The 11,612-nt window shown below is 63.7% G+C and carries 9 protein-coding genes; 5 read left to right on the top strand and 4 right to left on the bottom strand.

Features of this window, described 5'->3' with window-relative positions:
• Positions 1–19 precede the first annotated feature (19 nt).
• Complete coding sequence (locus tag AC1DYO_RS09280) at positions 20–958, bottom strand: diacylglycerol/lipid kinase family protein (protein ID WP_477262421.1); 939 nt, start codon at positions 956–958, stop codon at positions 20–22.
• A gap of 786 nt (positions 959–1,744) precedes the next feature.
• Between AC1DYO_RS09280 and AC1DYO_RS09285 the strand changes: the two genes are divergently transcribed.
• Positions 1,745–2,863 (top strand): hypothetical protein, encoded by a 1,119-nt coding sequence (locus AC1DYO_RS09285; protein ID WP_477262423.1) that lies wholly within the window; start codon positions 1,745–1,747, stop codon positions 2,861–2,863.
• A 44-nt stretch (positions 2,864–2,907) separates the two neighbouring features.
• On the opposite strand, the gene AC1DYO_RS09290 is transcribed toward AC1DYO_RS09285, so the two are convergent.
• Entirely contained in the window at positions 2,908–3,510 is a 603-nt protein-coding gene (locus tag AC1DYO_RS09290; RefSeq protein WP_181058768.1) for a hypothetical protein, read from the bottom strand.
• Between the two features lie 286 nt (positions 3,511–3,796).
• Between AC1DYO_RS09290 and AC1DYO_RS09295 the strand changes: the two genes are divergently transcribed.
• Entirely contained in the window at positions 3,797–4,318 is a 522-nt protein-coding gene (locus AC1DYO_RS09295) for a hypothetical protein (protein ID WP_477262425.1), read from the top strand.
• Positions 4,319–4,406: 88 nt separating this feature from the next.
• Positions 4,407–4,901: a YegJ family protein gene (locus AC1DYO_RS09300; RefSeq protein WP_477262427.1), complete on the top strand. Its 495-nt coding sequence runs from the start codon at positions 4,407–4,409 to the stop codon at positions 4,899–4,901.
• A gap of 6 nt (positions 4,902–4,907) precedes the next feature.
• On the opposite strand, the gene AC1DYO_RS09305 is transcribed toward AC1DYO_RS09300, so the two are convergent.
• Both AC1DYO_RS09305 and AC1DYO_RS09310 read right to left on the bottom strand, forming a co-directional pair.
• A complete protein-coding gene (locus AC1DYO_RS09305; protein ID WP_477262429.1) occupies positions 4,908–5,885 on the bottom strand; it encodes a hypothetical protein in 978 nt (325 codons plus the stop codon).
• A 54-nt stretch (positions 5,886–5,939) separates the two neighbouring features.
• Positions 5,940–6,986 carry a CapA family protein gene (locus tag AC1DYO_RS09310; RefSeq protein ID WP_477262431.1) on the bottom strand — a complete coding sequence of 349 codons (1,047 nt, stop codon included), beginning with the start codon at positions 6,984–6,986 and terminating at the stop codon, positions 5,940–5,942.
• A gap of 135 nt (positions 6,987–7,121) precedes the next feature.
• Between AC1DYO_RS09310 and AC1DYO_RS09315 the strand changes: the two genes are divergently transcribed.
• Together AC1DYO_RS09315 and uvrB are read left to right on the top strand one after the other, a co-directional pair.
• Complete coding sequence (locus AC1DYO_RS09315) at positions 7,122–8,369, top strand: hypothetical protein (RefSeq protein WP_477262433.1); 1,248 nt, start codon at positions 7,122–7,124, stop codon at positions 8,367–8,369.
• A 123-nt stretch (positions 8,370–8,492) separates the two neighbouring features.
• The coding region (gene uvrB / locus AC1DYO_RS09320) for an excinuclease ABC subunit UvrB (RefSeq protein ID WP_477262435.1) at positions 8,493–11,612 on the top strand (3,120 nt) is incomplete at its 3' end.

Below are 11,612 nucleotides of genomic sequence, written 5' to 3' on the forward strand. Positions count from 1 at the left end.
AGCGCCTAAGGCACTTGATTCAGTATCTCAGCGTCAGCGCGCCCGGCAGGATCTCGAAGGTCGCGGGAATACGCCCCGGCGACTCGCCATCTATGTCGACCAACGCGCCGTTCTTCTCGGCATCGCCGAGCGGTTCGACCACCACTTTCCTGCCGCGCAATATGGTGATGGCCGGATGATTGCGATGCCGTCCGCCATAGAGCAGGCGGATGTCCCAGATTAGCTTGAGCTTGCCTGCCGCGCGCAGGATGACGATGTCGAACTGGCCGTCGGCGAGCTCGGCATCCGGCGCGATCATCATGCCGCCGCCGAAGAATTTGCCGTTGGCCACCGCCACCAGCGCCATGCGCGCCTCGACCGGTGCGCCGTCATCGACGGTGATCCGGACGTCCTGGAAACGGTAGCGGATGAACTCGACCACGGTGCGCCACAGGAACAGCGCCTTGGCCGACATCTTGCCCTTGCGCTTGTCGGCATTGACCGCACGGTCGGTGGCGCCGGACAGGCCGAGGCTGGCGATGTTGATGAAGTGGCGGCTGGCCAGCGCACCATGATCGTCGATGTAGCAGATGCGCCCCGCATCCACCTTGCGCGCCTTCGCCTCGGCGATCCGCTTCAGCACCGCATCCACCTCTTTCGGCAGGCCGAGCCCGCGGGCAAAGTCGATGCCGGTGCCGCAAGGCAGCAAGCCAAGCTCGGTTGTCCGGCCACTCTCGTCGAATGCCTGCAACAAGCCGTCCGCCACCTCGCTGGCGGTGCCGTCGCCTCCGGCGGCGATCACCAGCTCGAAACCGCTGGCCGCGAGGTCGAGCGCCAAACGTTCGGCGTCACCCTCGGCCTGCGTCTCGCGCAGTTCGAAATCGCCGAAATGGATTTTCAGCGAAGCAGCGACCTCCGGCCAATGCCGTTTCAGCCGGCCGCCGCCGGCAATCGGATTGAGCACCACCCCGACTTTCAACAACGCCTCCCCAAAAGGACGGCGGGACGTGGTGGCCGCAAAGTCCTTTGCCGGCATTGAAACCCGTGCAGACCGCCGGAGCAAGGGGCGCAGCCGATTGGAGTGTCAAAAAGCGGGGAAGGCTGTCTAAAGCAGCAGCCGCAAGAATTTCGAGGTTCGTGGCAAACGATCCCCGATAATCCCGTTATCCACAGGCTCGCGCCCATTCCCCAAAACCCTTACCCGGCGTAAGTTTAACCCATCTCAGGCGGCTACCGATCGCCACGCCGAAAGGCAAAGCGAAAAGGCGGATTTCCTGAGGCCCGTACGGCCCGAAGTGAGAGCAGGCTTGCCTGTTCGAGGGACGGATGCCGAGACCTACGGGGCCGCGGAAAGCGTGCGAACGCCAACGGCGGACCGATGCTGCCATGAAGGACGGCAAAAACCTTCGATGGCGCGCTGAGCGAAGCTCGCAAGGGTGGAGAACGGCGTGGTCTGGAACGGGCACTGCCCTCGGGTGGTGACTGGCAGGACCGTCAAAATCAAGGCCGGCATGGCGCGACGACTTTACGGAAGTTGCTGCCGCGACCGTGTCCTGATCTGACAGGGAGGCGCTGGGAGAAATCCCGGCGCCGACTGTCTTTTGGGCCTCCGCCACACACCTTTCCAGCCGGGGCTGCAACCCTCGGTAAAATCGGCTAGCGTCCGGTGTCGTTTGAAGGGGGATACTTCATGACGCTGATCCGGAAGCCGGCCGCCACCTGCATTCCGCACCGACGCTGCTGTCCTGCCTCGGCCTGACCGGCCATGATCCTGCTCCGCTGGCTGAAGCGCATCGTCAGGACCATCCTCTGGCTGGTCGTCATTGTCGTGCTGGTCCCGATCGCCGGCCTCGCCTACGGCTTTCTGACCACGTCGCCGGAACCGCTTGCCGGTGTTGCCGGCGGCGCTCCACCCAAGGCGCTGGCCGACAAGGTCCGCGCCGAGATTGCGGGCTACCAGCGGCCGGAAATATCAACGTTCCTTGCCTACCCCGAATGGGCGACCGTCCTTGCCGCCCGAGACTATGCCGGCTTCGTCGCCAAGGATCAGCCCAGCGGCTTCCCCTATTGGTCCTATATCGGCGGCTACTGGCAGGACCACGCCGCCATCCTGCGCGCCAGTTCCGCTGAGACATTCAACTATGACGACCAGCTGATGCCGCTCATCACCGGCACCGCCTACACGCTCGGCTACGGCCTGCAGTGGGCCTATGAGAACACGGTCGGCCGCATCACCGAGGCCACCGCTGGCAAGCGCACCGCCACCGACATCTACCAGGCCAAAGCGGCGGCCGACTATGCCGGCTTTCTCGGTCAGTCATCATGGTACCAATTCCATTACGCCGAAAAGCGCGCCGAACTGTTTGCCGTGCAGCCCTCACCCGGCGATGGAGCGGTGCGTAGCGGCGAGCGCAAGCTCGCCTTCGGCTTCGCCGACACGGTCAAGCAGGGCTCCGCGTGGCTGGTCGGCGAACTCGGCACGCCCTCCGACCCGGCCTCGCTCGACATCCATGTCTGGGCCAAGGGTCCGGTCGGCGAAGCGACGCGTGAAGAAGCCGATACTTTGCTGGAGCGCGACTTCGCCGCTGACGGTACCATCTTCATCACCAGGCGCGGTCAGCCGTTCACCGACATGATCCCCCGGCTGATCGACAAAGGCGTGTCCTTTGTCGAGATCGGCGGCAATGACCAAATCATGATCACCATGCTGTCGGCGGCCGAGCTTGCGCCGCCCGAAGGCGCCCGCGCGCTGTTCAGCCAGCCGATCCCGGTCGATCCGGCCAACCGCCGCACCGGGCTGATCGTCGCCGTGCGCAAGCTGCACCTTGTGCTGCCGGCGTTGCTGAAGGCCGGCGCCAGGCTGGAGCACGTCTACGACTACTGAAGCCGCGACGGCCGCACTGCGACGAGGCCGGCCTCCACGCCGGCCTACTGCTTTGGCCCGATGCCCGGGATCAAATTGAGGACGGAGTTTATGTATTCCGGCCGTACAGCGCCGCTGATGAGCGTGAAGGTGGCGAGCATGATGCTGGCCAGGGCTCCGTCATGCCAAGGCCTGAAGGCCAGCGCGTCGACGGCATAAGCCCAGAAGGGGAAAGCGAGCATCGACATGACGATGTTGGCGCCGGGAGCCTCCGCATTGTCGGCGGCATCGCTCACCGATTTCAGGTACACCGGCGTCATTGCCAGCGCGATGAACAGCACGGCCCATGAAATGGTCCAGACGCTGATGCCGGCCATTTCAATCTTGTAGATGGCTGCCTGCACCTGGCCCGGAATATCCGTGGATTCTGCGGCCACCGCATCGGTCAACGCCTTGGCGGCTGGCTTCTCGACCGCATTGACGAGGATCGAATTGACGAAGATGAAGAACGCCACGACCTCGGCGGGCACATATTTCGCCACCCGGTCGAGATAACCATCGCCGTCTTTCGAGTCTGTTTCGCCCTGACCGTTCTGCCCGCCTTCGTCGTCTGCAACGCCCTCAAGATTGCCTTTCGACACCACCGCGGATCGGACAACTCTTCCCATGATAACCCCCTCCGATACTGTTGTATCACCCCATCAGTATTGTAGTAGAAAACCGCGCCAAGAAACAGTTGTCGTAGCCGTAGCCGGTAAGATTATTTTAGACTTCTTACAGAAAATACACCATGGCCGACGCCCTATCTAATCCCGGGCGTTTCGAAATCCACCTATAGTGAGCCGTTCCCGAAAACGCATCGCCTGGCTCACTGTGCGATCGTGGCCAAAATCCCGCCTTGTTCGCGCGCGATGGAAGGGGTGGCTGCCGGGGGGCAATCCGAAGGACAAGACCGTGATCAAGACCGCCCTTGTCGCCATGACCATCGTCGGCTGCGACTGCGACGCCAAGCTTTGCGAATATATCGGCGAGACGCCGGCGAAGTGGACGACCATCGCCGACTGCGAAGCGGCGATGAAAAGCCAGATGCTGCACCAGAAGAACTTCGATTATCCGCTGGTCTCCGGCATCTGCCGCACCAAGGGTTCGGCGTCCTCTTCGCAGCTGGCGGCGACCGCATCCCGCCCGGAACTGAAGCCGGCCAGCCGGAGCGTTCAATCTGAAAGCCCGTTGCCGCCGGAACTGAGCCATCGGCCGAGCGTTCCCATCGGCTCGCCGACGACGGCCGTGGAAGCAGCAGCAGCCCGGCCCGTCGCCTACGAGCAAGTGGTCGATGGCGGAACCGGCGTGCTCTACCGCACCAAGAACGGCTATGCCGTGGTCAAGACCGACCTTGGCCGTGCCGCATCGGCAACGGTCGGCATAGCCAAGCGATCCGCGAACTGGCTGGCAGGGCTGGTGCCGAGCGGGCTGTGAGCGGACGCCCGCCCGTGTCGCACCGCGGTTGAAAACCCTTGCTAGATGCTTGATGGTACCCGGCATCAAAGTGGAGGATCGCCATCCCATGAAGCATGCAATTCGCGTTATGCTGTCCCTGATATTGGTGTCTGCTCCGATAGCCGCCGGAGCGCAAAACTCCAGCCAGGGCGACGACAAGGTCGTCAACGTCGCCAGGGACGATCCGGATATGACGGCGGCCATTGCCCAGGCGCGCGCCAGCCTCGATGAATTCCTGTCCTTGTCGGAAGCACCACCAGCCGGAACCACCGATTACAAATTGAAGGTCGAGGTCAAGAACGGGGACACTTCGGAGCATTTCTGGATCATCCCCTTCCACAAGACCGCGAACGGGTTTGTGGGAACATTGGCGAATGAGCCGCAGGCTGTGCACAACGTGACTGCCGGCCAGGAGCTCGAATTCACCCGGGACGATATTTCCGACTGGGGCTACACCAGGAATGGTCGTCAAGTCGGCAGCTTCACCGTCTGCGTGCTGTTCAAGACGATATCGAAGGAAGAAGCCGACTATTATCGCCAGAATTACGGTTTCGACTGCTGACGCGCGTCAGCCTGGCTGAACCTCGCCATCCGTCGCGCCGATCTTGCGCACCAGCGCCGCCGTCGCCAGGATCGCGCCCATATCGGCGATCATCGGCGCAATATGGCTGGTGTAGTCGAGCGGCACGGAAATGGCGGGCAATTCGAAAAAGTTCTTCGGCTGCGGCAAAAGCAGGAAACCGTCGCTGCCGTTGAGCGCCACCCGCGCCGGATCATCGCGCCAAGTCTCATTCAGCCATTTCAGCGCCTGCGCCAGCCGGCCGCTCACCAGCGGTTGGGCGGCGGCGACATTGTCGGTACGGAATTCATAGTCGCCATCGAGCAGCGGATCACCGCTCGACAGCTCCTGCATCTTGCCGGCGAAGATGCCACGGAAGAAACCGACGACCGCATTGCTACGCCGCGTCGCCACCAATGTGCCGGGGAATGGCGCGATCGTCTCGAAGGCGACGATGACGCCCTTGAAGACCGTCGACGAGCCTTTGCCCGAGCCTTGGCGCAACTCCGCCTCGTAAAGCTCGAAGGGAAACTCCTCGTAGCGGCCTGACACGATGTCATCGAAGCTCTGCCGGTTGAAGGCGCCGACCACGGCGCGCGGCAGCCGGTCGAAGGAATTCGGCGTCACGCTGTGCTGATAACGCACATCCCTGATGAAGCCGAAGATGATCGGCAGCAGCGTATCGCGAAACGATTGCTGCAGCCGCGTCGCCGGCCTCATCGCCTGGAAATAGAGCAGCAGCGCCGCGAAGAAACCGCCGACATAGAGGAACACATGCGGCGTCGAGAACCACTGCTCGTTCAAGTCGGCGACCTTGTTGAACAGCCAGGCCACCAGCGCGACGAAGACCAGCAGCAGCCCCAGAAACACCGGCACCCGCCAGCGCACCTGCCGGTAGGCCGAGGCGCGTCCGGCCTCATAGGCTTCGATGTTTTTTCTGATGCCGGCGACCACCGTTTCATCAGGCATGAACTCCGCTGCTTCCATCGCCCCCTCGCAAGCTTGACTGTGTTCATGATAGTCGCTTTTGCGGGAAAGTCGTCAATCGCCGAAGATCGCCTTCAGTCGTCCCTCCACCTTGCCCTTCATCCGGCCTGCCAGCGCCTCGACCGGAACCAGCCGCTCATGCCCGCCGGCGCGCAGCCGCATGAAGGGATGCATCCGATAGCCGGCGATGGCGCCGCGCTTGCCGAGATCGGAACTGACATCGACGACGAAAATGCCACCGATGCGGCCGGGCCATGGCTGGCGCGCCAAGGCGGTACCGAGGAAGTCGCCGAGCCCATAGGCGACAAGCGTCTTGCCGACCCACTGCACTGGTTGCACGACATGGGCATGGTGTCCGGCGATCAGCCCGACGCCATACGAGGCCAGCAGCCTCGCCAGCGCCTGCGTCTGCGGCTGCGGAAAATGCCGGAACTCCCAGTCCCAGTGCGGCACGGCGCAGGTGAGATCGATGTTCTTGTCAGCCGCACCTTTTGGCCATGCCGCCGGATCGCCCTGCATCGACACACGCTCATTGAACAACGCAGCGTCGGCATTGCGCCACAGTGTGAAGGCGGCAAGGCCGATCGTCAGTGGCCCGGCCTTGACCTGCTCGACCGGTCCCTTCTTTGCGGTGCCGATGGTGCGGATGCCGAGCCGTTTCAGCGCAGCAATCGTCTCGTCGAAACCTGCGACGCCTTGGTCAAGCACATGGTTGTTAGCCAGCGACAGCACAAGTTTTTCGCGCGCGATGCCGACGGCGGCCAGCGCCTCGGCCAGAAACCGTTCGCTCATCGCATGGTGCGTGCCGAGCCGCGTGCCGAGCGCCACGCTCGGCCGCTCGACGATCGGACTTTCGCAATTGCCGATCACCAGATCGGCTGATCCCAGCAGCTTTGCGATCATTGGATCGCACTCCGGCGCACTGCGGTTGGCCACCGCCGAAATGTCGCCGACGAAAGCCAGCCGCACCTTCCGCGCCGGCGGCGGATCGATGATGGTTGTGGCCGCCATCGGCGCAAAGTCCTCGACATCGCCGCCGAGCGACGGCTTCAGGAAGCGCGGCAGCCATGACAGTTTGTAGGAAAGTGGATAGTTCGACACGCGACGCCCAATCGTTTGCCTTGTGTAGACGGTCTGCCCGTGAAGTGTCGACCGTCAGTCCTTGAAACACTGCCGCCGGCAGACACGGCGCCAAATGCGTGTAATGTCCGCGCAATGGTATCGTGGAGGAATGAGATGACACGCGTAGCATGCCTGTTGGCCCTCCTTCTGTTGCTGCCGCTGTCTGCCGCATCCGCAGCAGTGCCTGAAGCGGCGACCGCCTTGTTCGAGGCCAGGACCGTGGCCGAGCGCAACGCCGCCCTCACCACGCTCGAGGCTGCGGCACCAGCCGATCCGGCAGTGGCCTATGCCGCCGGCGCCGGCGAATTCTTCACCGCGCTGGAAATCCTGGCCGGCGGCCTGCACCGCCACGGTTTCGACAGCCCCCAATCCTTCATGCTGCCGCTGATGCGGCTGCCGGTCCCCGACAATCCCAACCCCGAACCGCTGACCTATGAGCAGTTCCGCGCCATCCTGGTCGCCTTCCGCGACCAGCTGGAGAAATCCGCCGCCACGCTGGGCTCGGTGCCGGCCGACGCCGATATTGGCATGGTCATCGACCTCACCCATGTCGGCATCGACCTCAACGAGGACGGTGCCATCGCGCCGGACGAAAGCATGGCCGCCATCATGGCTTCGCTGTCGCGCGGCGGCATCGCGCCCGACGATACCGCGCCGGCGCTCGCCTTCCGCTTCGACCGCGCCGACGGTTACTGGCTGCAGGGCTATGCCGAATTCCTGATGGCGCAAGCCGACTTCTGGCTGGCGCATGATTTCAGGACCATGTTCGACGGCTCGTTCCACATGCTGTTCCCGCACGCCAAGCTGCCGCTGCAGGACATTCTCGTCCCATTGGACGGCGGCACCGGCGGCATGCTCGCCTCCGAATGGCGTATTGCCGACTTCATCTCGCTGGTGCACCTCGTCAACTGGCCGGTGATCGAGCCCGAGCGCCGGCAGGCGGCCCGCCGCCATCTGCTGGAGATGATCCGGCTGTCACGCGAGGACTGGAAGGCGATCCGCACTGAGACCGACAATGACCGCGAATGGCTGCCCGGCCCGCAGCAGAAGGGCGCCAACCCGCTGACCGGCCTCGAAGTCGGCGAAGAGCAGGTGCAGGCATGGCTCGCCGCCTTGACCGTGGCCGAGGATCTGCTCGAAGGTCGCGTGCTGCTGCCGCATTTCCGCATCGCCGACAAGGGCATCAACATGAAGCGCTTTTTCGACGAGCCGAAAAACTTCGACCTGGTTTTGTCGATCACCGGACCGGCCATTGCGCCCTATCTCGAGAGCGGCAAGATCCTGACCAGCGACGAGTTCGACGAGATCCAACGCCAGTTCGGCGGCGCCGGGTTTTTGACCTTTGCGCTGTGGTTCAATTGAGGGCAGTCGCAAGGGCACTCACACCACAGCTCCTGACACCCTTGTGTCAGCAGCCTCGGGGCGGGTGGGGCCCGTCACCACTGCACCCTTTCCATTTTGGCGGACTCTGCCCATATTCAGGGCATGGCCAAACTCCCCGGTAAAAAGACACCCTCGACGGTGGGTGATAACAGCGCTTCGCCGCCCAAGCGGCGCAGTCCGCTGACCGATTTCCTCGATGCCTCGGAGCCGTTGCACAAGGGCGGCTTCGCCGAGGCGCCGCAGGCCGACTTCACCGGCACGCCGCTGACCGGTTCGATTGCAGACTGGGCCGAGCAGATCGAGCAGGAAGCCGAGAAGGAAGGCCGCCTCGCCGGCAAAGGTGACGGCGGCAAATCGCCAAAGGCGGCGAAAAAAATCCCGGAGCGGTCCGCCGCGCCCGGCCGGAGTTCGCGCGGCACCTCGATGGGCGGCGCGGCCACAGCCCGTGAACGCACGGCAGCCGGCCTCAACCCGGTCGCCGGTCTCGACATCTCGCTGGAAGATGCGGAGACCATGGCCTCGGGCAGCGTCACCGCGACGGTCGCGGCGCTGTCGGCGCTGATCGAATCCGGCAATCCGCTGCACAAGGACGGCGTGCTGTGGACGCCGCACCGCCCTGCCCGCCCGGAGAAATCCGAAGGCGGCATCGCCATCAAGATGGTGTCGGACTTCGAGCCCGCCGGCGACCAGCCGACCGCCATCAAGGATCTGGTCGAGGGCGTCGACAACAACGACCGCACCCAGGTGCTGCTCGGCGTTACCGGCTCGGGAAAAACCTTCACCATGGCCAAGGTAATCGAGGAGACGCAGCGCCCTGCTTTGATCCTGGCGCCCAACAAGACGCTGGCAGCGCAGCTCTATTCCGAGTTCAAGAAATTCTTCCCCGACAACGCGGTGGAGTATTTCGTCTCCTATTACGACTACTACCAGCCGGAGGCCTACGTCCCGCGCACCGACACCTTTATCGAGAAGGAATCCTCGATCAACGAGCAGATCGACCGCATGCGCCATTCGGCGACGCGCTCGCTGCTCGAGCGCGACGACGTTATCATCGTCGCCTCGGTGTCCTGCATCTACGGTATCGGCTCGGTCGAGACCTATACGGCGATGACCTTCCAGATGCAGATCGGCGACCGGCTCGACCAGCGCGCGCTGCTCGCCGACCTCGTCGCCCAGCAGTACAAGCGCCAGGACATCAATTTCGTCCGCGGCTCGTTCCGCGTGCGCGGCGACACGATCGAGATCTTCCCGGCCCACCTTGAGGATCGCGCCTGGCGCATCTCGATGTTCGGCGACGAGATCGAGGCGATCACCGAGTTCGACCCGCTCACCGGCCAGAAGACCGGCGAGCTGAAGAGCGTCAAGATCTACGCCAACTCGCACTATGTGACGCCGCGCCCGACCTTGAATCAAGCCATCAAGTCGATCAAGGAAGAACTCAAGCAGCGCCTGCAAGAGCTTGAAAGGGCTGGCCGCCTGCTGGAGGCGCAGCGGCTGGAGCAGCGCACCCGCTTCGACCTGGAGATGCTGGAGGCGACCGGCTCCTGCGCCGGCATCGAGAACTATTCGCGCTATCTCACCGGCCGCCAGCCGGGCGATCCGCCGCCGACCCTGTTCGAATATATCCCTGACAACGCGCTGGTCTTCGTCGACGAAAGCCACGTCACCGTGCCGCAGATTGGCGGCATGTACCGCGGCGACTTTCGCCGCAAGGCGACGCTGGCCGAGTATGGATTCCGCCTGCCGTCCTGCATGGACAACCGTCCGCTGCGCTTCGAGGAATGGGACGCCATGCGCCCGCTTTCGGTCGCGGTCTCGGCGACGCCCGGCGGCTGGGAGATGGAGCAGTCCGGCGGCGTCTTCGCCGAGCAGGTCATCCGCCCGACCGGCCTGATCGACCCGCCGGTCGAAGTGCGTCCGGCCAAGAGCCAGGTCGACGACGTCGTCGGCGAAATCCGCGACACCACGGCCGCCGGCTACCGCACGCTGGTGACGGTGCTGACCAAGCGCATGGCCGAGGACCTGACCGAATATCTGCACGAGCAAGGCATCCGCGTCCGCTACATGCACTCCGACATCGACACGCTGGAGCGCATCGAGATCCTTAGGGATTTGCGCCTCGGCGCCTTCGACGTGCTGGTCGGCATCAACCTGTTGCGCGAAGGCCTCGACATTCCCGAATGCGGCTTCGTCGCCATTCTCGATGCCGACAAGGAAGGTTTCCTGCGCTCCGAGACATCGCTGATCCAGACCATCGGCCGCGCCGCCAGAAACGTCGACGGCAAGGTCATCCTCTATGCCGACCAGATCACCGGCTCGATGGAGCGGGCGATGGCCGAGACCAACCGCCGTCGCGAAAAGCAGATGGAGTGGAACGCCGCCAACGGCATCACGCCGGAATCAGTGAAGTCGCGCATCTCCGACATTCTGGATTCGGTCTACGAGAAGGACCATGTCCGCGCCGATATCTCGCAGTTCACCGACAGCGCCGGCGCCATGATGGGCAACAATCTCAAGGCCCATCTCGACGCCATGGAAAAGCAGATGCGCGACGCCGCTGCCAACCTCGACTTCGAGAAGGCCGCCCGCATCCGCGACGAGATCAAGCGCTTGCGCGAAATGGAACTGTCGATCTCGGAAGATCCGCTGGCCAAATATGCCGATATGGAAAGCCCGGTTTCGGGCCGCGAAAAGGGCAAGCACAACAAGGGCGTGGCCAAACATCGTACTTCGGAGGAACAGGAGCGTTTCCGCAAGCTCGACGCGGCCCGTGCCGCCGAAGAGGCGGCCAGGGCTGCCCGGTCCAACCTCTTCCGCAAACCGGCGCTCGACGAGATGGGCGCCGATGGCGCGGTGCCGGTGAAGAAGCCGCTGTTTGCCAAGCCGTCGATCGACGATATGGGCCCTGGCACCGACATGACGACGCCGTCCGGCGCGGTGTCGCGTTCGCTGTTCAAGAAACAGTCGGCGCAAGAAGCGCACGGCTCCGACTTCGGCATTCCGGGCGACGCCACCAAGCCGCTGTTCAAGAAGAACTCGCTCGACGAGATGACGGTACGGCGGACGGAAAAGCCGGTAGAGGGAAAAGTGCCGGCGAAGCCCCAGCCAATCTCCCCCCTTGTGGGGGAGATGTCCGGCAGGACAGAGGGGGGCGCGAAGGATCGCGGCGATTCCAGCAAACCAATCGTCCGTCAACGCGCCGGCATTGGTTCCTATGAGGAT

It is taken from the genome of Mesorhizobium sp. P2_F5 (assembly GCF_056403715.1).

Bases quoted from the DNA above. Each gene is read 5' to 3' on its own strand.
- AC1DYO_RS09305 (WP_477262429.1), bottom strand. From the start codon at position 5,885: ATGGAAGCAGCGGAGTTCATGCCTGATGAAACGGTGGTCGCCGGCATC.
- AC1DYO_RS09290 (WP_181058768.1), bottom strand. From the start codon at position 3,510: ATGGGAAGAGTTGTCCGATCCGCGGTGGTGTCGAAAGGCAATCTTGAG.
- AC1DYO_RS09300 (WP_477262427.1), top strand. From the start codon at position 4,407: ATGAAGCATGCAATTCGCGTTATGCTGTCCCTGATATTGGTGTCTGCT.
- AC1DYO_RS09285 (WP_477262423.1), top strand. From the start codon at position 1,745: ATGATCCTGCTCCGCTGGCTGAAGCGCATCGTCAGGACCATCCTCTGG.
- AC1DYO_RS09315 (WP_477262433.1), top strand. From the start codon at position 7,122: ATGACACGCGTAGCATGCCTGTTGGCCCTCCTTCTGTTGCTGCCGCTG.